At 55.7% G+C, this 22,200-nt stretch carries 23 protein-coding genes; 16 read left to right on the plus strand and 7 right to left on the minus strand.

Translation table 11 applies throughout. The features are described 5' to 3' along the window. The first annotated feature begins 1 nt into the window (after window position 1). Genes AUQ41_RS10295 through rsmA form a run of 3 tightly spaced genes read left to right on the plus strand, consistent with a single transcriptional unit; the run spans window position 2 to window position 3,201 of the window. A complete protein-coding gene (locus AUQ41_RS10295) occupies window positions 2–1,282 on the plus strand; it encodes a peptidylprolyl isomerase (protein WP_063088358.1) in 1,281 nt (426 codons plus the stop codon). Between the two features lie 27 nt (window positions 1,283–1,309). Beyond that, window positions 1,310–2,326 carry a 4-hydroxythreonine-4-phosphate dehydrogenase PdxA gene (gene pdxA / locus AUQ41_RS10300; RefSeq protein WP_063088359.1) on the plus strand — a complete coding sequence of 339 codons (1,017 nt, stop codon included), beginning with the start codon at window positions 1,310–1,312 and terminating at the stop codon, window positions 2,324–2,326. A 5-nt stretch (window positions 2,327–2,331) separates the two neighbouring features. Continuing rightward, on the plus strand, window positions 2,332–3,201 hold the full coding sequence (gene rsmA, locus AUQ41_RS10305; RefSeq protein ID WP_063088360.1) for a 16S rRNA (adenine(1518)-N(6)/adenine(1519)-N(6))-dimethyltransferase RsmA: 870 nt from the start codon (window positions 2,332–2,334) through the stop codon (window positions 3,199–3,201). Between the two features lie 23 nt (window positions 3,202–3,224). On the opposite strand, the gene gmk is transcribed toward rsmA, so the two are convergent. Continuing rightward, window positions 3,225–3,857: a guanylate kinase gene (gmk, locus tag AUQ41_RS10310; protein WP_063088361.1), complete on the minus strand. Its 633-nt coding sequence runs from the start codon at window positions 3,855–3,857 to the stop codon at window positions 3,225–3,227. 20 nt (window positions 3,858–3,877) lie between these two features. Then, window positions 3,878–4,762: a YicC/YloC family endoribonuclease gene (locus tag AUQ41_RS10315; protein WP_063088362.1), complete on the minus strand. Its 885-nt coding sequence runs from the start codon at window positions 4,760–4,762 to the stop codon at window positions 3,878–3,880. Window positions 4,763–4,954: 192 nt separating this feature from the next. On the opposite strand from AUQ41_RS10315, the gene AUQ41_RS10320 reads away from it, so the two are divergent. Further along, window positions 4,955–5,746, plus strand: a complete 792-nt coding sequence (locus AUQ41_RS10320) for an SDR family oxidoreductase (RefSeq protein WP_063088363.1) — start codon at window positions 4,955–4,957, stop codon at window positions 5,744–5,746. 64 nt (window positions 5,747–5,810) lie between these two features. Here the strand turns inward: AUQ41_RS10320 and mltG are convergent, their stop codons facing one another. The 5 genes from mltG to fabD all read right to left on the minus strand — a co-directional run bounded on the left by mltG (window position 5,811) and on the right by fabD (window position 10,294). Next, window positions 5,811–6,785, minus strand: a complete 975-nt coding sequence (gene mltG, locus AUQ41_RS10325) for an endolytic transglycosylase MltG (RefSeq protein WP_063088364.1) — start codon at window positions 6,783–6,785, stop codon at window positions 5,811–5,813. 29 nt (window positions 6,786–6,814) lie between these two features. After that, window positions 6,815–8,074: a beta-ketoacyl-ACP synthase II gene (gene fabF, locus AUQ41_RS10330; protein ID WP_008890548.1), complete on the minus strand. Its 1,260-nt coding sequence runs from the start codon at window positions 8,072–8,074 to the stop codon at window positions 6,815–6,817. An 88-nt stretch (window positions 8,075–8,162) separates the two neighbouring features. Beyond that, the gene (locus AUQ41_RS10335; RefSeq protein ID WP_008890547.1) at window positions 8,163–8,399 is read right to left on the minus strand and encodes an acyl carrier protein; all 237 of its coding nucleotides are present in this window, start codon (window positions 8,397–8,399) and stop codon (window positions 8,163–8,165) included. Between the two features lie 170 nt (window positions 8,400–8,569). Then, a complete protein-coding gene (gene fabG, locus AUQ41_RS10340; RefSeq protein WP_063088365.1) occupies window positions 8,570–9,310 on the minus strand; it encodes a 3-oxoacyl-[acyl-carrier-protein] reductase in 741 nt (246 codons plus the stop codon). A gap of 42 nt (window positions 9,311–9,352) precedes the next feature. Then, window positions 9,353–10,294: an ACP S-malonyltransferase gene (gene fabD / locus AUQ41_RS10345; protein ID WP_063088366.1), complete on the minus strand. Its 942-nt coding sequence runs from the start codon at window positions 10,292–10,294 to the stop codon at window positions 9,353–9,355. Between the two features lie 644 nt (window positions 10,295–10,938). On the opposite strand from fabD, the gene rpsF reads away from it, so the two are divergent. From rpsF to AUQ41_RS10405, 12 genes are all read left to right on the plus strand, one after another. Further along, window positions 10,939–11,316: a 30S ribosomal protein S6 gene (gene rpsF, locus AUQ41_RS10350; protein WP_008890544.1), complete on the plus strand. Its 378-nt coding sequence runs from the start codon at window positions 10,939–10,941 to the stop codon at window positions 11,314–11,316. A 22-nt stretch (window positions 11,317–11,338) separates the two neighbouring features. Next, entirely contained in the window at window positions 11,339–11,572 is a 234-nt protein-coding gene (gene rpsR, locus AUQ41_RS10355; RefSeq protein WP_008890543.1) for a 30S ribosomal protein S18, read from the plus strand. Window positions 11,573–11,619: 47 nt separating this feature from the next. Continuing rightward, the gene (locus AUQ41_RS10360; protein ID WP_063088484.1) at window positions 11,620–12,558 is read left to right on the plus strand and encodes a DUF2232 domain-containing protein; all 939 of its coding nucleotides are present in this window, start codon (window positions 11,620–11,622) and stop codon (window positions 12,556–12,558) included. Next, on the plus strand, window positions 12,558–13,172 hold the full coding sequence (gene rplI, locus AUQ41_RS10365) for a 50S ribosomal protein L9 (protein ID WP_063088367.1): 615 nt from the start codon (window positions 12,558–12,560) through the stop codon (window positions 13,170–13,172). Before AUQ41_RS10360 ends, rplI begins: the two co-directional genes overlap by 1 nt. A 204-nt stretch (window positions 13,173–13,376) precedes the next feature. Then, window positions 13,377–14,915, plus strand: a complete 1,539-nt coding sequence (locus AUQ41_RS10370; protein ID WP_063088368.1) for a replicative DNA helicase — start codon at window positions 13,377–13,379, stop codon at window positions 14,913–14,915. A gap of 49 nt (window positions 14,916–14,964) precedes the next feature. Continuing rightward, window positions 14,965–16,086 (plus strand): alanine racemase, encoded by a 1,122-nt coding sequence (gene alr / locus AUQ41_RS10375; protein WP_063088369.1) that lies wholly within the window; start codon window positions 14,965–14,967, stop codon window positions 16,084–16,086. A 59-nt stretch (window positions 16,087–16,145) separates the two neighbouring features. After that, window positions 16,146–16,919 carry an ABC transporter permease gene (locus tag AUQ41_RS10380; RefSeq protein ID WP_008890538.1) on the plus strand — a complete coding sequence of 258 codons (774 nt, stop codon included), beginning with the start codon at window positions 16,146–16,148 and terminating at the stop codon, window positions 16,917–16,919. 18 nt (window positions 16,920–16,937) lie between these two features. Then, entirely contained in the window at window positions 16,938–17,714 is a 777-nt protein-coding gene (locus tag AUQ41_RS10385; RefSeq protein WP_063088370.1) for an ABC transporter ATP-binding protein, read from the plus strand. 57 nt (window positions 17,715–17,771) lie between these two features. Next, a complete protein-coding gene (radA, locus tag AUQ41_RS10390; RefSeq protein ID WP_063088371.1) occupies window positions 17,772–19,184 on the plus strand; it encodes a DNA repair protein RadA in 1,413 nt (470 codons plus the stop codon). Between the two features lie 58 nt (window positions 19,185–19,242). Continuing rightward, window positions 19,243–19,929, plus strand: a complete 687-nt coding sequence (locus AUQ41_RS10395; RefSeq protein WP_008890535.1) for a CvpA family protein — start codon at window positions 19,243–19,245, stop codon at window positions 19,927–19,929. A gap of 64 nt (window positions 19,930–19,993) precedes the next feature. Beyond that, window positions 19,994–21,454, plus strand: coding sequence for an amidophosphoribosyltransferase (purF, locus tag AUQ41_RS10400; protein ID WP_063088372.1), 1,461 nt, complete (start codon window positions 19,994–19,996; stop codon window positions 21,452–21,454). Next, window positions 21,451–22,164 (plus strand): SDR family NAD(P)-dependent oxidoreductase, encoded by a 714-nt coding sequence (locus AUQ41_RS10405; protein WP_063088373.1) that lies wholly within the window; start codon window positions 21,451–21,453, stop codon window positions 22,162–22,164. Before purF ends, AUQ41_RS10405 begins: the two co-directional genes overlap by 4 nt. Window positions 22,165–22,200: the final 36 nt, after the last annotated feature.

A 22,200-nucleotide genomic window follows, 5' to 3' on the forward strand; every position in this document is an offset into this window, starting at 1 on the left:
AATGATTTCCAATATTTCGACTTCGACGTCCTTGAAAATCTGCGCTGTGATGATTGCTGTCACACTATCGATGATGGTCGCACCAGTTCGTGCACAGTCGCCAGTTGGCGTTGCTGCTGTGGTCAATGATGACCCGATTTCAGTCATTGATCTGGTTGAACGCATCAAGCTTGTTGCCGTCTCATCCAACATCGAGATGACGCCTCAGCGCAGCAACGAGATGGCGCCACAGATTTTGCAGCAACTGATCAATGAAAAGCTGCAACTGCAGGAAGCCGAACGTCGCGGCATCGAGGTGACCGATGAAGACATCGCACGCGGCAAGTCAATGATCGAGCAGAATGCCGGCCTTCCGGACGGCATGCTCGACAGGTATCTGTCGCAACGGCAAATCGCATCCGGAACAATTGAAAATCAGATCCGCCCGCAGGTCGCCTGGCAAAAAGTTCTCGGCAGCATGCGTGGTGAAGTTCAGATTTCCGAAGCTGAGATTGATGACACGCTTGAGCGCATCATTAGCAACCAGAACAAGCCGCGTAACAGGGTTCAGGAGATCTTCCTGCCTGTCGACAACCCGCAAGACAGCACACGTGTTTACCAGACTGCGCAAGAAATCCGTGATGCCCTCAGCAAGGGTGCCGATTTCGCAGGCCTGGCGCGGCAGTTCTCAGCCAGTGCCAGTGCTGCCAATGGAGGCGACCTTGGTTGGCTTTACGCCGGTGAAATGTCGGCTGACTTGCAGCAGGCGGTCAACCAGCTGCACCCCGGTGACGTAAGTGCGCCAGTACAGACCGTCCGCGGGTACTACATCGTCAAACTGCTGGACCGTCGCGTTGGTGACACCGATGCTGTTACCGACACCAGACTGGACCTTTATCAACTGTTTGTCCCGATTAGCGGTGACATGCCCCAAGACCAGATTGACGCCAAAATTGCAGTCCTGCAGAACACCCGTGAAACGGCAAATAGCTGTGACGCCATGGCGAATGTCGCTGTCGACCTTGGATCTGATCTGAGCGGCAAGATGGAAGGCATCTCGCCCGGCGAACTTTCTGGACCGATCCGGCAGGCTGTCACCAATCTTGATGAAGGAACTCCGTCCAACATTATTCAGGTTGATGGCGGTGCGTTGATGGTGATGATTTGTAACGTCACCGAAGAAAACAACCTGCCCAGCCGTCAGGACATTGAAAACCGCCTGCGGTTGGAACGTCTTGATATTCTGGCACGCCGCAAACTTCGTGAACTGCGCCGTCAGGCATTTATTGATATCCGGATCTGATCCGGTCGACAGGACCCCGATAGCAAGATGACAGAACGCGCACCCATCGCATTGACGATCGGCGAGCCCGGTGGCATTGGCCCCGAGCTTGCCATCAAGGCATGGCTGCGTCGCACGCAGGATAAGATAGCACCATTTTGCCTGATCTCGCCTCTCAGCATGATCAATCAAGCAATCGCCAGAAGCGGTACTGATGTTCCGGTGCGCGTGATCCAGACAATCGACGACGCCTCATCCATCTTTACCGATGCCCTGCCGGTTCTGGAAATCCCAGATAGCGCAACCGAAGTCGTTTCAGGTGTAGCATCACCAAAAACCGCAAGCGTCGTGATTGAAAGCATCACAAAGGCCGTCGAACTGGCGACCACGGGTAAAGCAAGTGGCGTTGTCACCAACCCGATCCAGAAAAGCGCATTGTATGAAGCGGGCTTCTGCCATCCCGGTCATACAGAGTTTTTGGCAGAGCTCGCAGGTCCGGGCACAATCCCCGTCATGATGCTGGCCAATAGCAAACTGCGCGTGGTGCCGCTAACCATCCATATCCCGCTCAAGGATGTTCCGACGCAGTTGACAACTGAGCTGATTGTCGAGCGTTGCCGGATCACGCATCAGTCCCTGCAAACTGCCTTCGGGATCGCCAAGCCACGCCTTGCAATTGCCGGGCTGAACCCGCATGCGGGCGAAGATGGCACGATGGGTACCGAAGAAAAAACCATCATGGCCCCGGCCATCAAACAACTGCGTGATGAAGGTGTGGATGTTATCGGTCCCTTGCCGGCCGACACAATGTTCCATGAAGAGGCACGCGCCAATTACGATGTGGCGCTCTGCCCCTACCATGATCAGGCCCTGATACCGGTCAAGACGCTTGATTTCCATGGTGGTGTGAATGTCACACTCGGATTGCCATTTATCAGAACATCGCCCGATCATGGCACCGCGCTTGATATTGCCGGCAAAGGCATCGCGCGCCCTGATAGCCTGATTGCAGCCCTGAAGATGGCAGCAGAAATGGCGACAAAACGCCTTGCGACAGGAGCCTGACCGACGTGTCAGAAGACAACGACAATACTGGCAAGCCTGCCAATGATGGCCTTCCGCCGCTGCGCGAAGTGATCGCAACTCATGATCTTTCCGCGCAAAAGAAATTTGGCCAGAACTTCCTGTTTGATTTGAACCTGACCGGGCGCATTGCCCGTGCGGCCGCACCGCTTGATGATGCCACCGTGATTGAAATCGGTCCGGGGCCCGGCGGCCTGACACGAGCGTTGCTGTTTAACGGTGCAAAGAACCTGACCGTGATCGAGCGTGATCCGCGCTGCCAACCGGTTCTGGAACAGATCAGCAATCATTACCCCGGTGCGCTGCACGTCATTGATGGCGATGCGCTTGAGGTCGACGTCACGACATTGGGTCCAGCCCCGCGCAAGATCGTCGCCAACCTCCCCTATAATGTCGGTACTCAGCTATTGCTGGGCTGGCTGATGCAGATTGATCAGTTCGCTAGCCTGACCCTGATGTTCCAAAAGGAGGTCGCCGAGCGCGTCGTGGCGCGCCCGAAAAGCAAAGCCTATGGGCGTTTATCCGTGCTGTGTCAGTATCTGTGTGACTGCGATATCCTGTTTGATGTTCACCGCAGTGCTTTTACCCCACCGCCCAAGGTGACCTCAGCCGTCGTGCAATTGCGCCCCAAGGCGGATCGCGGCACAGACATCAATTTGGATAGTCTTGCGAAAATTACTCAGGCCGCGTTTGGTCAACGTCGCAAGATGCTGCGCGCAAGCCTGAAGACCCTGAACATCAATGTTGGTGAATTGCTTGCGAAAGCCGGGATTACGGAAACTGTCCGGGCCGAGGAGCTTAGTGTTGCGGATTTTGTCCGCCTGACACAGGTTCATGACGAAATGGCCGCTTCGTAAAGCGGCCATTTTCCTATCTGGTATCAGTCTGTCAGAAGTTTTTTGACAAAGCCCGGCAAGCCCGTCTGGCGTTCGCGCTTGATGCGTTCGGCACCGATAATGTGCTGAACATCGGCGATGCAACGATCCAGATCATCATTGATCAGCACATAGTCAAATTCTTCCCAATGGCTGATCTCGGCACCGGCCTTGGCCATGCGTTTCATAATCACATCATCGGCGTCCTGGCCGCGATCACGCAAGCGGCGCTCCAACTCACCCGATGAAGGTGGCAGGATAAAGACCGATACAACGTCATCGCCGCCCTTGTCGCGCAGTTGGCGGGCACCCTGCCAGTCGATGTCAAACAACACATCGCGGCCTTCCGAAAGTGCCTTTTCAACCGGTCCAATTGGCGTGCCATAGTAGTTGCCAAACACTTCTGCCCATTCAAGCAGTTCGTCATCGGCAATCATATGTTTGAATTCATCAACCGATTTGAAAAAGTAGTGGGTACCTTCTTCTTCGCCGGGGCGGGCCGCACGCGTTGTTGCCGACACAGACAAGGAAATCTTGTCATCGTTTTCAAGCAACTGACGGGTGATGGTCGTTTTCCCGGCACCGGACGGCGCGCAGAACACCAGCATCACGCCACGGCGGTTATGCGGATCGATCATGATGTTTCCTTCCCTGCCGCTTATTCGACGTTCTGAACCTGCTCGCGGAGCTGATCAATGATAACTTTAAGCTCCATGCCGCAATTGGTCAGTTCAATATCATTGGCCTTTGAGCACAGCGTGTTGGCCTCGCGATTGAACTCCTGGCACAGGAAGTCAAGCTTGCGCCCGATTGCGCCACCTTTGGTCAACATATCGCGTGCAGCACTGATATGGGCTTTGAGACGATCAATCTCTTCGCGAATGTCGGCCTTGGTCGCCAAAATCGCCGCTTCCTGATGCAGGCGTTCGGGGTCGAACTTGCCCGCATCCATCAATTCTTCGACCTGGCGTTTCAGACGATCCTTGATGGCGTCGGCACGCGCTGATTCGCAGTTTTCAGCACGTGTAACAGTCGCCTCGATATTATCGACATGGCCGCGCAGCATGGCGTCAAGTTTTTCGCCTTCCTCTGCCCGGTGGGCGGCCATCTGATCGATGGCCTCATTCAGGCTTGCCAGCACGGCGGCATCATTGGCGTCCCGGGTTGCTTCGTCTTCCTGTGGCTCATAGGCTTCAAGCACGCCGCGCACATTCATCAGATCTGCAATGGTGCCTGCCGACAGGCTGCTGGTATTATCAAACTCCTCAGCGATCTGGATCAGTTCGGAAAGCAGTTCCCGGTTCACTGAATAGGCATTGTTATCGCCGGAACGCGTAACATTCAGGGTCACGCCCATATTGCCGCGCTTGAACCGCTTGGAAACCGCATCACGCACCTTGGCTTCAAGACGCTCAAACCCGCCATTCAGACGCAAGCGAACATCAAGCCCCTTGCCATTGACGCTGCGCAGTTCCCAGGTCCAGCCGAAACCATCGGCCGCGCCATCAACGCGCGCAAATCCGGTCATGCTTGAAACGGTCATCTTTTCATCCAGTTTGCTTTTGTGTTTGGGCGTTTATAACCATTGGCCAGTGTCCCGCCAAGGGTGAACACCGATCATCACGCGATAACGACAATATGGTAAACATAAGCCGTATTTCATAATGCTGCCCTATTGCTGCAGCATGTTCCGCAAAAATCAATTTCCTTATTTCAAAACCCAGTACGAGCAACAATGTCCTTTCAGTACGATGCCATTCTGATTACCGGTGCCAGTTCGGGTATTGGCGCTGCCCTTGCCCGCCATTTCGCGCGTACCGGCGTGACCCTTTTTATCAGCGGTCGAAATCAAACGCGCTTGCAACTGGTGGAAAATGATTGTCGCGCCGCCGGGGCCAATGTTTATGCCGATGTTCTCGATGTGACGTCGCGCGAAACCATGGACGCCTATGTCACCCATTGCGATGAAATTGAGCAGCTCAGCCTCGTCATCGCCAATGCCGGCATTTCGGCCGGTACCGGTGGCCTCGGCGAAAGCCCCGAACAGGTTCGCGATATCTTTGCCACCAACGTTGCCGGTGTCCTGAACACGATTGATCCGGCGATCAAGGTCATGCGTGCGCGCAAACGCGGTCAGGTCGCATTGGTCGCCTCCCAGGCATCCTGGCGTGGATTGCCCTCTGCCCCGGCCTATTGCGCCAGCAAGGCGGCTGTCCGGGTTTACGGCGAAGGATTGCGTGGTGCATTGGCGCCCGATGGCGTGAAGGTCAATGTCATCTGCCCGGGCTTTGTTAAAAGCCGCATCACTGATGCCAATGATTTCCCGATGCCATTCTTCATGCAGGCCGACAAGGCCGCAAAGAAGATCGTGCGGGGCCTCGAACGCAACAAGGGCATGATCGCCTTCCCCCGGCAAATGAACCTGATCATCGGAATGCTTAAGATGACACCGCAATGGTTGATGGATCTTGCGGCATCCCGGATCCCGAAGAAAACATCATCGCCCGATAGCCACGGCGAACACTAGTAAGCATAGAGGCGGCATCCGATTGATGCCGCCTTTATCATTTGGTTCGAACTCTTTGGCGTGATCACTGCCCGTCGCGGATGCGACGCCACTTGGCAACGTTGCGATTATGCTCATCAAGCGTTCTGGCAAAGGCATGCCCACCCGTCCCGTCTGCAACGAAGTACAGATCTTCGGTCGCAGCCGGATGCAGGACGGCATAGAACGCATCGCGCCCCGGATTTGTAATCGGTCCCGGCGGCAGGCCGCTGGTAACATAGGTGTTATAGGGGCTCTCAAAACGCCAATCCTTGCGCGTCAGGGGGCGTTCAAGACGCTTGTCCGGGCTGAGCGCATAGGCAACTGTCGGATCAGACTGCAGACGCATATCGCGTCGCAGGCGATTGATAAACACGCCGGCAACCCTTGCCCGTTCGCCAGCAACACCGGTTTCGCGTTCAACGATGGAGGCCAGAATGACCGCCTCTTCAATGGTGTCGAACGGCAATCCTTCCTGACGGCCCGGCCAAAGCTGTTTGACCATTTCATCATGGGCTGCGCGCATGCGATCAATGATGCTTTGCTTCGTATCCCCAAACGAGAACTGATAGGTTTCGGGCAACAAGGTGCCATCGGCCGGAATATCGGCGATCTCGCCACTCAATCCGTCAACCAGATTGATCCGATCGACAATTTCGCCGGAACGAAGGCCTTCCGGGATGGTGACAAACCGTTTGACGGTATCCCCAAAGGCCAGAATTTCAGCAGCCTGTTTCGGGCTGACACGGGCCGGGAAATGGTATTCCCCCGCCCGCAGCGACCGGTCAAGCTGACTGACGCGAACCCCGGCAAGGAAGATCAACGGTTCGGTGATGATGTTTTCACGTTGGAAAATCTCGGCAATACCGCGCACTCCGGTCCCCTGCGGGATGATGATGTCGCGCTCCTGCGCCAAATTGCTGGGCGATGTGTATTGCACATAAACATACACCGCTGCCCCACCTGTGGCGAGAGCAGCGGTGATGATCAGAAAGCCAATAAAAAGCAGAAAACGCTTCAAGGGAATGCTCCCGGGGGTTGCTCTGCTGTTTAAACGGCCTTGAAAACAAGCGATGCGTTGGTGCCGCCAAAGCCGAACGAGTTCGACAGAGCGACATTGACTTTACGCTGTTTGGCTTCAAGCGGAACCAGATCAATGCCTTTGCATGCCTCGGACGGATTGCGCAGGTTCAACGTCGGCGGAACAACGCCTTCGTGGATCGCAAGGATCGAGAACACTGCTTCAATCGCACCGGCCGCACCCAGAAGGTGACCGGTTGCCGATTTGGTCGAAGACATCGACATTTTCTGGGCATGATCACCGAACAGGCGCTTTACCGCACCCAGTTCGATTTCATCACCCAGCGGAGTCGAAGTACCGTGCGCGTTGACGTAATCAACATCTTCCGGGTTCAGCCCCGCATTGCGAATGGCATTGCGCATCGAACGGAAGCCGCCATTGCCGTCTTCGGCCGGTGCGGTGATGTGATAAGCATCACCCGACATGCCGTAACCGGCAACCTCGGCGTAAATCCGTGCCCCACGCGCCTTGGCGTGTTCGTATTCTTCAAGAACAACACAGCCCGCACCTTCGCCCATGACGAAACCGTCACGGCCTTCATCCCACGGACGGGATGCTTCGGTCGGTGTGTCGTTGTAACTGGTCGAAAGCGCACGTGCAGCAGCAAAGCCCGCCATGCCAAGACGGCAAACAGCAGCTTCGGCACCACCCGCAACCATGACATCGGCATCGCCAAGCATAATCATGCGCGATGCGTCGCCAACGGCGTGTGCACCGGTCGAACAGGCGGTAACCACCGCATGGTTCGGACCTTTAAGACCGTGTTTGATCGAAACCTGACCTGAAACCAGGTTAATCAGACAAGACGGAATGAAGAACGGACTGACACGACGGGTCTTACCGTTATTGACCAGATCAGTTGCCTCGGAAATCTTGGGCAACCCACCGATCCCCGAACCGATCAAAACGCCGGTTGCTTCCTGATCTTCGTCGGTTTCCGGCTTCCAGCCAGAATCCGCAATCGCCTGATCAGCTGCAGCAATCCCATAGACGATGAAATCGTCCATTTTCTTCATGTCTTTGATCGAGACATGATCTTCAGCGTTGAAAAGTCCGTCACCCTCACCGCGCGGCACGAGGCCTGCGATTTTGGCAGGGATATCCGACACGTCAAACGTATCGATGCTTTTGATCCCGGATTGGCTGTTCAGCAGTTTCTGCCAAGTATTCTGTGCCCCGCTAGCAAGCGGAGTAACAGCACCAATACCGGTAACAACTACGCGTCTCATCCCGCATTACGCCTTTATTCTATGAATCCAGCAAAGACGAAAAGGGCGCCTGAGGATGCCCTCTAGGCGCCCATGTCTAACAGCAAACTTAGCTGTCCGCCTTTTCGATGAAGTCGATCGCGTCTTTAACGGTCAGAATTTTTTCAGCCGCGTCATCCGGAATTTCACAACCGAATTCTTCTTCAAACGCCATAACCAGCTCAACGGTGTCCAGGCTGTCTGCGCCCAGATCGTCGATGAAGCTTGCGTTTTCAGTGACCTTGTCTTCTTCAACACCGAGGTGCTCGACAACGATCTTCTTCACGCGATCTGCGACATCACTCATAGCTCAAATCCTTCAATAGGTTTTCTGTCAGTTAGTTTACACGTGGTACCCGTTGTGTCCCCCTATTGAAGGAGTTCCCGGGAACCGGAAACCGGCAACGAACAATCGCCAGTTTCAATATTTGGTATAGCGGCCTCTTTTAAACAGAAAAGAAGGCAACCCGCAACGGGTTAAATCATCGCCATTCCGCCATTCACATGCAAGGTCTGTCCTGTGACATAAGCTGCTTCGTCACTTGCAAGATACAGAACCGCTGCTGCGATCTCTTTGCTGTCGCCCATGCGACCTGCCGGAATACCGCCCAAAAGCTTCTCTTTCTGGGCATCTCCGAGTTCTTCGGTCATGGCCGTGGTAATAAAGCCCGGTGCCACACAGTTAACCGTAATTCCGCGCGCCGCAACCTCTTGCGCCAGTGATTTTGACCAACCGATCATCCCGGCCTTGGCAGCGGCATAGTTGGTCTGGCCCGGGTTGCCGGTCACACCAACGATCGAGGTGATGTTGATAATACGGCCGTGGCGGCGTTTCATCATGCCGCGCAGCGAATTGCGCGCAAGCTTGAAGGCAGAGGTCAAGTTCACATCAAGAACCGCCTGCCAGTCTTCATCCTTAAGACGCATGGCAAGCTGATCACGGGTAATTCCGGCATTGTTGACCAGAATATCAAGCTGACCACCAAGGGCCTCCTCGGCATTTTTGATCAGGCCGTCGACCGATTCTTTATTCGAAAGGTTGGCTGGAACAACAACCGCGTTGCCACCGATTTCAGCAGCAACCGCTTCGAGGCGTTCCTGACGGGTCCCCGACAGAGCAACCTTCGCACCAGCTTCGGCCAGAACCTTGGCGATTTCGCCACCGATACCGCCGGTCGCACCGGTTACGAGTGCTGTTTTCCCTGCAAGATCAAACATAAATTTTCGTTCCCTTTGGGTTCGTTCGTGTTCCGGACACTCTTACAGAGCGCCGAGGAATGCTTCGATATCTGCCGGACCATTCACAGCCGCACCGCTCAGATCGCGGTCAATACGGCGTACCATGCCGGTCAAAACTTTGCCTGCGCCGATCTCTACCAGATCGGTGATGCCCTGCTCTTTCATATAAAGAACCGACTCACGCCAGCGCACGGTGCCGCAAACCTGCTCTACAAGGAGTTTACGAATGGTTTCCGGATCGTCAGTTTTTTCTGCGGTCACGTTGGCCACGACCGGCTTGCCCGGTGCATTCATGGTCACAGCACCAAGCGCCTCTGCCATGCGATCGGCTGCCGGCTGCATCAGGGCACAATGGAACGGTGCCGATACCGGCAGCAACACAGCGCGCTTTGCGCCCTTTTCCTTGGCGATCTCAATCGCGCGCTCAACAGCGGCCTTGTGACCGGAAACAACAACCTGCCCGCTGGCATTGTCATTGGCGGCGGTGCAAACTTCACCTTGTGCTGCTTCTTCGGCAACCGCGACCGCGTCGACATAATCAAGACCAAGAAGGGCTGCCATCGCGCCAACACCGACCGGAACGGCGGCCTGCATTGCCTGACCACGGATTTTCAAAAGGCGCGCGGCATCCGAAATGGCAAAGGTGCCTGCTGCTGCAAGGGCGGAATATTCGCCAAGGGAATGACCGGCAACAAGATCGCACTTATCGGTCAGGGTAAAGCCGCCTTCTTTTTCCAGAACACGGGTCACCGCAAGGCTGACCGCCATCAAAGCCGGCTGCGCGTTTTCGGTCAGGGTCAGTTCGTTTTCCGGACCTTCGAACATCAGCGCGCTAAGCTTTTGCGAAAGCGCATCATCAACTTCCTGGAAAACTTCGCGGGCAACCGGGAATGCGTCTGCCAGTTCCTTGCCCATACCTACCGCTTGCGACCCCTGTCCGGGGAAAACGAGTGCGCGTGTCATTATATTAAATAAACCCTTGTCCGCTTCTACGAAGACTGTGCCGAAAACCGGCCCCTTGAAATTGAGCCACCCTTGATAGCGTGCGCAAGCGCACTGTCAAGAACTGAAACCTGATGGGCGCGGTTGGTTTGATTTTTTTTACGCCCCAAAACTGCACGTCGCGATTACACTATAACAATAGTGTGACTTTCGGGTTTGACACCCGATTTGCGCGTTTATGGCATATTTTGCGTCATTTACGAAGGACTGGCTGTTGCGCAGCGCACAATCCCCGGCGCCCCGCATCCACAAGCTCCACCACCTAAACCCAATGGAAAACCAAGGCCTGCTGTCGCTTTAAGTCGGAAGATACATTGAATGCAGGGACAAACGCCGCCTTCACAATCGCGTGCATGTCGGTTATCCCGAAACCGCAATGCTCACGCCGTGACAGATCGATGTCAGAAACACGCAGGTTTCTGCCGATACTGTCAAAGCCATCGCGCTATCCCGTAATCGGCAAAAAGCTGCATTTGGCGTTGCACTCATGGGCGAAAAGTGTATATTCCGCCGTCTCACGGCTCCTTGCCGGGATTGTCCGGCTATGCCTGCATGGCACGAGGTCATGCAGGAAGAGATAAGCCAAAAGGAGTAATAGGAGTATTATGAGCAAATACGAAAGCGTGTTTATTGCACGTCAGGACTTCTCGACCGCACAGGTCGAAAGTCTGAACGAAAAGCTGACCCAGACCATCGAAGGTCTCGGCGGCAAAATCGCCAAAACCGAATATTGGGGTCTGCGTTCCCTGGCATACCGTGTCAAAAAGAACCGCAAAGGCCACTATACTCTCTTCCAGATCGAAGCTGACAAAGACGCGATCGCGGAATACGAGCGTCAGATGCGCCTGAACGAAGACGTTCTGCGTCAGATGACTGTCAAGGTTGACGAGTTCGAAGAAGAACAGTCTGCCATTCTGCGCAACCGCGACGAGCGCGGCGGTCGTGGCGGTAATCGCCGTGGCGGTCCCCGTCAGAACGGCTAACAGATAGCGAGGAGATAATATCATGGCTGGACGTCGTCTGTTTTTCCGTCGTCGTAAAACCTGCCCGTTCTCGGGTGATGATGCGCCGAAGATTGACTACAAAGATGTCAAACTGCTGCAGCGTTTCGTTTCCGAACGCGGCAAAATCGTTCCGAGCCGTATCACTGCGGTTTCGGCCAAGAAGCAGCGCGAACTGGCGAAAGCCATCAAGCGTGCACGCTTCCTGGCGCTGCTGCCCTACGCAGACCAGGTCTGAGGCAGTCGGCAAGAGACCCTTTTGAGGTCTCGGGCCGGGAGTAAATGATGCAACGTGACACCCTCATAGCGATTGGGACCGGACTTGGCAGTGCCGTTCTGTTCCTGCTGGTTCTATCAGGAAATCCGTTTGCTCTTTTGCTTTCATACTTCGGGCATCTGCCGCTTTTCCTTACGGGATTGTGGCAAGGGCCCAAACGCCTGCTGGTTGCGGCATTTGCCGCATGTATTGCCCTCATTCTTATGGGGGGATTACTGCCTTTCACGGTCTTTATGGTCGTGTTTGCCGGACCGGCGATGTTGTTGACCCGCATGGCGCTGGTCGTCCGGAAAGATCAAAATGGCAATCTTGCCTTTCTGCCTTCCGGAATTGTCGTAAGTGCCATGGCCGTTATGGTCGCGACGGTAATGATCTTCGTTACCGGAACACTGACGGCGGAAGGTGTGGACATTCAGGACTTCATCGCGAAGTTCCTGAGCCAGATGTACTCGGAAATGGGTGTCCCTATGACATCCGATGTTCAGGGTCTGATTGGTATGTTCCAGACTTACTTCCCGGCGATTGCAGCGGTGAGCTGGCTTTTGATGCTGTTCGCCAATGCCGCAATCGCACAGGCAATTTTGGTGCGTGCAGGCAAAAACCTGCGTCCGACACCAAGTATGGCAACCTTTGCCTTGCCTGGCTGGTCACTGTTTGTGTTTGCCCTGGCCGGGTTTACGGTCGGCTTTGCCGATGGTTCGCTGGCTTATGTGGCGCGCAACGTCGCGGTGGTACTGGCAGTGCCGTTCCTGTTTCAGGGATTGGCGCTGGTGCATGGGCAGGCAGCCCGATGGCCGCAAAAACGTGTAATTCTGACGGTGTTTTACATCGTCGCGGTTCTGTCCACCTGGTCGTTTATCGCGATCACCGGACTTGGAATTGTTGAGCATTTAATCAGGCTGCGGGGGAAAGAACCGATGACCCGTAGCAATGAGGAGGATCGGTGATGGAAGTTATTCTGCTCCAGCGGGTAGAAAAACTCGGTCAGATGGGTGACGTAGTCACTGTCAAGCCGGGCCACGCCCGCAACCGCTTGCTGCCGCAGGGCATGGCCCTTCGTGCAACCAAAGCAAACATCTCTGTGTTCGAAGCACAGAAAGCACAGCTTGAAGCTGACAACCTGGAACGCCGTAAGGAAGCAGAAGCTGTTTCCGAGAAGATGGGTGAACTCGCAGTCACCGTCGTTCGTCAGGCATCCGACGTTGGCCAGCTTTATGGTTCGGTCACTGCCCGCGATATCGCAAACGCAGTAACCGACGCAGGCTTTACTGTTGCCCGTACCCAGGTCGTTCTTGATCAGCCGATCAAGACCCTTGGTCTGCATCAGGTCCGTATCAACCTGCATCCGGAAGTTATCATTGAGGTAACTGCCAACGTTGCACGTTCCGAAGAAGATGCCGCTGAACAGCTCCGCAAGGGTGCTGCTGTTCTTGGCACCATCGAAGAAATGGAAGCGGAAGAAGAGGAAGCCCTCGAAGCGGCTGAAGAACTCTTCGAAGAAGAAGTTCCGGCTGACCTTGCAGAAGCAATCGAAGCTGACGAAGAAGAAACCAACGCTTAATCGCAGGTTCTTCGAACGATTTGAAAACGGCACATCCGCAGGGATGTGCCGTTTTCTTTTGCCCGAACACCAAAGCCCATCGTTTTTTTTAAAGCATTTCAGGAGCCTGCGGCATTTGCGACCTCTGCGCTGGCGGAATACCGGCTATGAGTTATACCGATTAGCTCTTTGCGGTCTTGCTGATGCCTGCTACCTTTTCGGCCCATGACAGATCCCAATTTAGATGCCCTTTTTGCCCCGCTTGAACCGGACCATGGCGCCGACACCGAAATGGTGCTCGATCGCATGGCGCCGCACAATTTTGAGGCGGAGGCTGCCCTTCTTGGCGCGATCCTCAATAACAACGCCGCCTACGAGCGCGTGTCTGATATTCTGCGCCCGGAACATTTCGCCGATGGGCGTCACGGTCGCATCTTTGAGGCTTGCGGCAAGCTGATCGAACGTGGCCAATTGGCCAACCCGGTCACGCTCAAAGCCTATTTCAAGCAGGATGAACATCTTGCCGAAATCGGTGGTGCGCAATATCTGGCCGAACTGTCAAACAATCTGGTTTCGGTGATCAATGCCAGCGACTATAGTAAACTGGTCTATGACCTGTATCTGCGGCGCGAACTGATCGAACTTGGCGAGGAAGTCGTCAACGAAGCCTATCAGTACGAACTTGATACCGACGCCACCAACCAGATCGAAAGAGCCGAACAGAAACTGTTCTCGCTGGCAACAGCCGGTTCTGCGGAATCGGGGTTTGTCGCGTTTGGCCCCGCCCTTGCCAAGGCCTATGAGAATATCGATCACGCCTATAAAAACGCCGGGCGCGTTGTTGGTGTGACCACGGGCTTGCGCGATATCGACCGCAAGCTTGGCGGTTTGCACCCGTCTGACTTGCTGATCCTTGCCGGTCGTCCGTCCATGGGTAAAACCGCCCTTGCGATGAACATCGCGTTTAACGCCGCCATCGCATCGCATCAGAACCGCGCAGCAGGCGAAGATACCCGAGATGAAACCCGAACCGGGGCGATTGCCGTATTCTCGCTTGAGATGGCGGCCGAACAGCTTGCCGGACGCCTTTTGTCACAGGCGGCCGAGGTTTCAGGCGATAACATGCGCCGTGGTGATCTGAACGAACAGGATTTCGAACGTCTGTTGCTGGCCACCCAGGAACTCAATACCGTTCCGCTTTATATCGATGATACACCGGCCCTTCCGGTGTCGACACTTCGCACACGTTGCCGCCGCCTTAAGCGCCAGCACGGCCTTGCGATGATCGTCGTCGATTACCTGCAGCTTCTGGCACCGCCGACCAACTTCCGTGGCGATGGTCGCGTGCAGGAAGTCTCGGAAATTACCCGTATGCTCAAGGCGATTGCCAAGGAGCTCGAAGTTCCGGTGCTGGCCCTGTCGCAGCTTTCACGTGCGGTCGAACAGCGCGAAGACAAACGTCCGCAGCTTTCTGACCTTCGTGAATCCGGCTCGATCGAGCAGGACGCCGACGTCGTGATGTTCATTTATCGCGAACAATACTATCTCGAACGTGCCGAACCGGCCCAGCGCCCGGAAGAAGCCACCGACAAGTTCGGGGAACGTTACTCGCAGTGGCAGGAACGCCTGAACCACGTTTACAACACTGCCGAGGTTATTGTTGCCAAGCAGCGTCACGGCCCGGTGGGCAACGTGCGCCTGTTCTTTGACGGGAACTACACCAAGTTTGGTGATCTTGATCACACAGAAGAAGAATATGAATAGAGGATAGGGCAACCACCCATCCACCAACGGATTCCACGGGGTATTACGAATGACCGTTCTTCCCGCCGTCGGCCGTGCTGCCGAGTGCGCGGAACTGCAAATCAATCTGAAAGCAGTTGCCGACAACTATAAAACCCTGACCAAACGCTATACCGGGCGCAACTGTGCGGCTGTGGTAAAGGCGAATGCCTATGGTCTTGGCGCTGAAACCATCGTCCCGGTCCTGAAAAAGCAGGGATGCCGGCTGTTCTTTGTGGCGCAAGCCAACGAAGCCGCCGAACTGTTCCCGGTTTTGCGTGGTGGTGGTCGCATTGCGGTTCTGAACGGTGTCCTGCCCGGTGACGAGGAATTCTTCATTGAAAATGACGTCATCCCGGTTCTGAACGATCTTGAACAGATCGAACGCTGGTCAAACCTGTGCCGCGAATATGAACGCCCGGCCCCGGCCTTTATCCATCTTGATACCGGCATGAGCCGCCTTGGCCTGACGCCGCTTGATGTCAGCAACCTTGTCGACCGCTATTCATCCCTGCTCTATGGGTTTGAAAAGGCCGGTTACATGACCCACCCGGTTGCGGCTGACGAGGCCGGAAACCCGGTCACCAAGGAACAGTACGACCTGTTCATGAAATGGTATCGTCGCCTGCCGCCGGCCCCGCGCGGGTTCTGTAACTCGTCGGCGATTTTCCGCAATGATGACTACCATCTGGAATTCTGCCGTCCGGGCATCGCCCTTTGGGGTGGCAACCCGACGCCGGAAACCACCAACCCGATGCGTTCTGTCGTAAACCTTAAGGTCAAAGTCCTTCAGGTCCGCGAAATCGATGAACCTCAGAAGGTTGGTTACGGCGGCACCTGGCAGGCAAAACGCAAATCGAAAATCGCCACCCTTGCAGTCGGGTATGCTGATGGCTGGCTGCGTTCACTGTCCAATTCCGGCAAGCTGATCATCAAGGGGCATGAAGTTCCCTATGTCGGGCGTGTTTCGATGGATGCGATTACGGTTGATATTACCGACCTTCCGGGCAAAACGCTTAAGGCCGGGGATATGGTGTCGCTTCTTGATGACAAGATGACGGTTGACGACGTTGCATCTGCTGCTGGTACAATCGGTTATGAAATTCTAACTTCTCTTGGACATCGCTACCGGCGGGTTTATACAGAGAGCTAAATCATAAGCGCCAGCCAGACAATTCCGGCAGGTCGATAACAGGGGACTTCGAAGTACAGATGCCGATCTTTGCGCCGGTTGGCCATATGTTTCTGACCTTTTTGGCCCTTGTCGGTCGCGTTACGGTATTTGCGGGTCGCACCATCGGCCACATGGTCACACCGCCGATCTATTTCCGCCTGATTTTCAAACAGATGCGCGAAATCGGCTATTTCTCCTTGCCGGTTGTCGCCATGACGACCCTGTTTGCCGGGATGGTTCTGGCGCTGCAATCCTATTCCGGGTTTTCGCGCTTTTCGGCCGAAAGTGCGGTTGCGACCGTGGTTGTCATTTCCATGACCCGCGAATTGGGCCCGGTTTTGGCGGGCCTCATGGTGGCTGGCCGTGTGGGCGCCGCCATTGCGGCTGAGATCGGCACCATGCGTGTGACTGAGCAGATTGACGCGCTGGTGACCCTTTCGACAAATCCGTTCAAATATCTGGTTGTGCCGCGCGTCATTGCCGGATTGATCACCCTGCCCGTTCTGGTTCTGATCGGCGATATCATCGGGGTAATGGGCGGTTATCTGGTGGGTGTGAACAAGCTTGGCTTTAATGACGGCTCCTATATCCGGAACACGTTCCAGTATCTTGAACAGCTTGATGTGGTATCGGGTCTTGTGAAGGCCGCGGTGTTTGGCTTTATCATCACGCTGATGGGGTGCTATCACGGGTATCATTCCCGGGGTGGTGCGCAGGGTGTTGGTCAGGCAACGACCAACGCGGTCGTTTCAAGCTCCATCCTGATCCTGATTTCGAACTATATCGTCACCGAACTGTTCTTCACGCGATAAGGGCCGGTTGACAGGATCATGAGCAGCACAGCTAAGATATCGCTTCGCAACGTTCACAAGGGCTTTGGCCCGAAAAAGGTGCTTCAGGGTGTCGACCTTGATGTCGCCAAGGGTGAATCGGTTGCCATCATTGGCGGATCGGGCACCGGCAAGTCGGTTACGCTGAAATGCGTTCTGGGCCTCCTTACCCCGGATCAGGGATCGATCAAGGTGGACGGGGTCGAAATGACCACCGCATCACAGGCCGAACGCGATGCCATGCTGGCAAAAACCGGCATGCTGTTTCAGGGGGCTGCCCTTTTTGACTCCCTGACCGTTTGGGAAAATGTCGCCTTTGGCCTGATCGAAGGTCAGGGCATGAAACCTGCCAAGGCCCGCGATCTTGCCATTGCGCGGCTTGAGGATGTCGGTCTGGCGGCAGATATTGCCAAAATGTCCCCGGCATCCCTTTCGGGCGGCATGCAAAAACGTGTGGGCCTTGCACGTGCCATCGCGACGGAGCCGGAAATCCTGTTCTTTGACGAACCGACCACCGGCATTGACCCGATCATGGGCGATGTCATCAATGACCTGATCGTCAAATGCACCCGCGAACTGGGTGCCAGTGCGATGACCATCACCCATGATATGGCCAGCGCGCGCAAGATCGCTGACCGGGTTGCCATGCTGTATCAGGGCAAGATCATCTGGGATGGGCCGGTTGCCGATATCGACACGTCCGATAACCCCTATTTGCAACAATTCGTTGCCGGTGATATCGAAGGTCCGCTTGAACTTGATCTCAAGCATCTCTGAGCGTTACCTGACCGACACACGCCCTTACTGACACTTCTTTGATCTGCGGAGCATTCTGTGGCCAAAACCCAAAGCCGTTTCATCTGCCAGAACTGCGGTGCCGAATACCGCAAATGGACCGGGCGTTGCGACGCATGCGGTGAATGGAACAGCATCGAGGAAGAACGCGTTGAAAGCGGCCCCAAGGCCACTGGCGGCATTGCCGGGGGCGCCAAGGGCAAGACCATCGAATTCGTCGCCCTTGAAGGCGAAAGCGCCAGCCCCAAACGCATCATAAGCGGCATCACCGAACTTGATCGTGCGTGTGGTGGCGGGCTTGTACCGGGTTCGGCCCTGTTGGTCGGCGGGGATCCGGGGATTGGTAAATCAACCATTCTGTTGCAGGCCGTTGGTGCGATGGCTGCCAAACATAAATGCGCCTATATCTCGGGCGAGGAAGCGGTTGATCAGGTCCGCATGCGCGCCGCCCGTCTGGGCCTTGAAAAATCCAAGGTCGATTTTGCCGCCGCCACCAGCCTGCGCGACATCATCACCACCCTTGAAGCCAGCAGCCACGACGTGGTGGTGATTGACTCGATCCAGACCATGTATGCCGACACGCTTGATAGTGCGCCGGGCACGGTGTCGCAGGTCCGTGCCTGCGCGCTGGAACTCATCCGCCTTGCCAAGCGTAAGGGATTTGCCGTGCTTTTGGTCGGTCACGTCACCAAGGAAGGCCAGATCGCCGGTCCGCGTGTGCTGGAACACATGGTCGATACGGTTCTGTATTTCGAAGGCGAACGCGGTCATCAGTTCCGCATCCTGCGTGCAGTGAAAAACCGTTTCGGCGCGACCGATGAAATCGGTGTGTTTGAAATGGGTGATGCGGGCCTTGTCGAAGTCCCCAACCCGTCCGCACTGTTTCTGGCAGATCGCGATTCCCCGGTCAGTGGCACGGCGGTCTTTGCCGGGCTTGAAGGCACACGCCCGATGCTTGTGGAAATTCAGGCGCTGGTGGCGCAATCGGCCCTTGCCACCCCGCGTCGTGCGGTTGTCGGTTGGGACTCTGCGCGCATGAACATGATTTTGGCCGTCCTGGATGCCCGGTGCGGCCTGCCGCTCAGCCAGTTTGATGTTTACCTTAACGTCGCCGGTGGTTTGCGGGTTGGTGAACCCGCGGCCGACATGGCAGTTGCGGCGGCGCTGATTTCAGCGGTCGCCGATGCGCCGGTTCCGGGCGAGACGGTGATCGTCGGGGAAATCGGTCTTTCAGGGGAAGTTCGCCCGGTAGGCCAGCTCGAATCGCGACTGAAAGAAGCCACCAAACTTGGCTTTGGCAATGCCTATACCCCCAAGAATGGCACCCAGGGCAAGAAGAAGATGTCGATCAAGGGCCTCAATCAGACCGAAATCGGCCATCTTCAGGATTTGGTAAACCTCTTCGGCGACGATGTCCGCGACAAGGTGCGTCCGCGCGAAGGCATGTATTAAGCGCCTTCAAAGCACGACCGCCCCGCCACCCGGACTGACGAACAAGGTTTACGCATAAATGGATTTCTCCGCCCTTCCCGATCTTGGCGCACGTGATGTGTTTGATCTGATTGTTGTCGGCATTTTGCTGATATCGGGGATCTTTGCCTTTTTCCGCGGTTTTATCCACGAAACCCTGTCGATGATGGGCTGGGTCGGCGCCGGGCTTGTTGCGCTTTATGGCTATCCGGTTGCGCGTCCCTATGTGCGGGATTTGATCCCGTCCGAACTGATTGCCGACCTGGCAACCGGGGTTGGCCTGTTTCTGATTTCGTTTTTGATTTTCTCGTTCATCAGCGGGCGCATTGGCCGGGCGGTTCAGAATTCCGGCCTCGATAGTCTCGACAGCACGCTTGGCTTTGTTTTCGGCCTTTTGCGCGGGGCCCTGATCGTCTGTATCGGTTTCCTCGCCCTGTCCTGGTTGCTGCCAGCAGATTCGCAGCCCGACTGGGTCCGCGATGCCCGCACCCGCCCGGTTCTGGAAGAAGGTGCCTTCCTTATTATGCGCATGGCACCTGACGAAATTTTCGATACCACGGCGCAAGAGCTTGAGCGCGCTCAGCGTGAGGCCGATGCGAACGAAAAAACCTATCGCCAACTTCTTGGTCCGGAACCAAAAGGGACTGGACCCGCGCCCCTAAACGGGTATACAAGGCCCTCGCGCGATGATTTGGATCGCCTGATTGAGGCGACCACTAACGAGTGAGGCGTGTGGGTTTCGTACTAATAACGAATTCCGTGCGCCACCGGCGAGAGAGCGGAACCCACTCATGCTGACCACCAATCCATTTGATGACGACAAGCTACGTGAAGAATGTGGCGTCTTTGGCGTTTTTGGCTCCCCCGATGCGACGGCATTAACGGCCCTTGGCCTGCATGCGCTGCAGCATCGCGGACAGGAAGCCGCAGGCATTGTGTCCTATGACGGCGAAGATTTTCCGGCACACCGGGCATCCGGCCAGGTTGGCGATATCTTCGGCTCCGAAGATGTCATCAAAAGCCTGCCCGGCCACCGTGCGGTTGGCCATGTCCGCTACTCGACGGCGGGTGGCAAGGGCCTTCGCAACGTGCAGCCGCTTTTTGCCGATTTCGAATTCGGTGGTCTGGCGATTGCCCATAACGGCAACCTGACCAACTCGCTTGCGGTGCGTGAACGCCTTGTGAAACGCGGATCGATCTTCCAGTCGACCTCGGATACCGAGACCTTCATTCACCTGATCGCGACCAGCCTGTATGAAAAGATCGTCGATCGCCTGATCGATGCGGTCCGTCAGGTTGAAGGTGCCTATTCGCTGGTCGTCATGACCCAGAAGAAACTGATCGGTGTGCGGGACCCGCTGGGTGTCCGTCCGCTGGTTCTGGGCAAACTCAATGACGCCTATATCCTGTCATCGGAAACGGTCGGCCTTGATATCGTTGGCGCGGAATTCATCCGCGACGTTGAACCGGGTGAAATCGTTGAAATCACCGATGATGGCCTGCGCTCCATCAAGCCGTTCAAACCGCAAAAATCGCGCTTCTGCATTTTCGAGCATGTCTATTTCGCCCGCCCCGATAGCATCGTCGAAGGCACAAGCGTCTATGACGTGCGCAAGCATATCGGTCGCGAACTGGCCCGTGAATCCGCTGTTGATGCCGACGTTGTCGTGCCGATCCCGGATTCCGGCGTGCCGTCCGCCCTTGGCTATGCCGAGGAAAGCGGTATCCCGTTCGAACTGGGCATCATCCGCAACCACTATGTCGGGCGTACCTTTATCGAGCCGACCGATCAGATCCGCCACCTTGGCGTGAAGCTGAAACATAACGCCAACCCCGGCAAGCTTAAGGGCAAGCGCGTTATTCTGGTTGATGACTCGATTGTGCGTGGTACCACATCGACCAAGATTGTTGATCTGGTCCGTCAGGCCGGTGCGGCTGAGGTGCATATGCGCATCACCAGCCCGCCGACCATGAACCCGTGCTTCTATGGCGTTGATACTCCGTCCAAGGACAAACTGATGGCGGCTAATCACGACATCGAAAGCATGGCAAAGATCATCGGTGTCGACAGTCTGGCCTTCGTCACCATTGATGGCCTGTATCGTGCCACCGGCCTAGAAGGCCGTGACAACGATAACCCGGCCTTCTGTGATGCGTGCTTCACCGGCGATTACCCGATCAAGCTCACCGATCACAATGCCGAAAACAAGGACCGCAAGCTCAGCCAGTTGGTTGAAAGGCAGTCTGCATGACCGACACCAAACGTCTTGAAGGTCGCGTTGCCCTGATCACCGGGGCTTCGCACGGGATCGGATGTGCGGTTGCCAAACGCTTTGCGGCCGAAGGCGCGCATGTGATCGCGATTGGTCGTAATGTCGGCGCGCTCGAAGAACTAAGTGACGAAGTGACCGATGCCGGTGGCAATATCACACTGCTGCCGCTTGACCTGACCATGTTTGATAAGATCGACATGCTGGGTCCGACGATCTATGAGCGGTTTGGCAAGCTTGATATCGTTGTGGGCAATGCCGGCCTTCTGGGCGAAATCGCCCCGGTGGGTCACATTGATGCGCAGGTGTTCCAGAACACATATGCCACCAACGTCACGGCGAACTTCCACCTGATCCGCACGACGGACAAGCTCTTGCAGCTTTCTGACGCTGGTCGGGCAATCTTCGTGACCTCAAACGCATCAAGCAAGGGACGTGCCTTCTGGGGGCTCTATGCATCGACCAAGGCAGCCCTTGAAAGTCTTGTTCTGTCCTATGCGCAGGAACTCGAACAGACCAAGGTCAAAGTCAATCTGGTCAATCCGGGCCGCATCCGCACCAAAATGCGCGCTGAAGCCTATCCGGGCGAAGATCCCCAAACGCTTCCGACACCTGAAAGCATCACCGACGTGTTTGTCGATCTGGCAGAAGCGTCCTGCACCAAACATGGTGAAGTGGTTGACGCTTACTAGGTATCGGATCGACACCAAATTCAAAGGCCGGGTTTT

The organism is Thalassospira sp. MCCC 1A02898 (genome assembly GCF_001618185.1).
Lineage (GTDB): Bacteria > Pseudomonadota > Alphaproteobacteria > Rhodospirillales > Thalassospiraceae > Thalassospira > Thalassospira tepidiphila.

What these genes read in the sequence shown, in the direction of transcription:
- fabD (WP_063088366.1), bottom strand. Translation starts at nt 10,294, where the DNA reads ATGACACGCGCACTCGTTTTCCCCGGACAGGGGTCGCAAGCGGTAGGT.
- rplI (WP_063088367.1), top strand. Translation starts at nt 12,558, where the DNA reads ATGGAAGTTATTCTGCTCCAGCGGGTAGAAAAACTCGGTCAGATGGGT.
- rpsR (WP_008890543.1), top strand. Translation starts at nt 11,339, where the DNA reads ATGGCTGGACGTCGTCTGTTTTTCCGTCGTCGTAAAACCTGCCCGTTC.
- AUQ41_RS10320 (WP_063088363.1), top strand. Translation starts at nt 4,955, where the DNA reads ATGTCCTTTCAGTACGATGCCATTCTGATTACCGGTGCCAGTTCGGGT.
- purF (WP_063088372.1), top strand. Translation starts at nt 19,994, where the DNA reads ATGCTGACCACCAATCCATTTGATGACGACAAGCTACGTGAAGAATGT.
- AUQ41_RS10405 (WP_063088373.1), top strand. Translation starts at nt 21,451, where the DNA reads ATGACCGACACCAAACGTCTTGAAGGTCGCGTTGCCCTGATCACCGGG.
- rpsF (WP_008890544.1), top strand. Translation starts at nt 10,939, where the DNA reads ATGAGCAAATACGAAAGCGTGTTTATTGCACGTCAGGACTTCTCGACC.
- AUQ41_RS10295 (WP_063088358.1), top strand. Translation starts at nt 2, where the DNA reads ATGATTTCCAATATTTCGACTTCGACGTCCTTGAAAATCTGCGCTGTG.
- gmk (WP_063088361.1), bottom strand. Translation starts at nt 3,857, where the DNA reads ATGATCGATCCGCATAACCGCCGTGGCGTGATGCTGGTGTTCTGCGCG.
- AUQ41_RS10395 (WP_008890535.1), top strand. Translation starts at nt 19,243, where the DNA reads ATGGATTTCTCCGCCCTTCCCGATCTTGGCGCACGTGATGTGTTTGAT.
- AUQ41_RS10315 (WP_063088362.1), bottom strand. Translation starts at nt 4,762, where the DNA reads ATGACCGTTTCAAGCATGACCGGATTTGCGCGCGTTGATGGCGCGGCC.
- fabG (WP_063088365.1), bottom strand. Translation starts at nt 9,310, where the DNA reads ATGTTTGATCTTGCAGGGAAAACAGCACTCGTAACCGGTGCGACCGGC.
- AUQ41_RS10360 (WP_063088484.1), top strand. Translation starts at nt 11,620, where the DNA reads ATGCAACGTGACACCCTCATAGCGATTGGGACCGGACTTGGCAGTGCC.
- fabF (WP_008890548.1), bottom strand. Translation starts at nt 8,074, where the DNA reads ATGAGACGCGTAGTTGTTACCGGTATTGGTGCTGTTACTCCGCTTGCT.
- alr (WP_063088369.1), top strand. Translation starts at nt 14,965, where the DNA reads ATGACCGTTCTTCCCGCCGTCGGCCGTGCTGCCGAGTGCGCGGAACTG.
- AUQ41_RS10370 (WP_063088368.1), top strand. Translation starts at nt 13,377, where the DNA reads ATGACAGATCCCAATTTAGATGCCCTTTTTGCCCCGCTTGAACCGGAC.
- pdxA (WP_063088359.1), top strand. Translation starts at nt 1,310, where the DNA reads ATGACAGAACGCGCACCCATCGCATTGACGATCGGCGAGCCCGGTGGC.
- AUQ41_RS10335 (WP_008890547.1), bottom strand. Translation starts at nt 8,399, where the DNA reads ATGAGTGATGTCGCAGATCGCGTGAAGAAGATCGTTGTCGAGCACCTC.
- AUQ41_RS10385 (WP_063088370.1), top strand. Translation starts at nt 16,938, where the DNA reads ATGAGCAGCACAGCTAAGATATCGCTTCGCAACGTTCACAAGGGCTTT.
- AUQ41_RS10380 (WP_008890538.1), top strand. Translation starts at nt 16,146, where the DNA reads ATGCCGATCTTTGCGCCGGTTGGCCATATGTTTCTGACCTTTTTGGCC.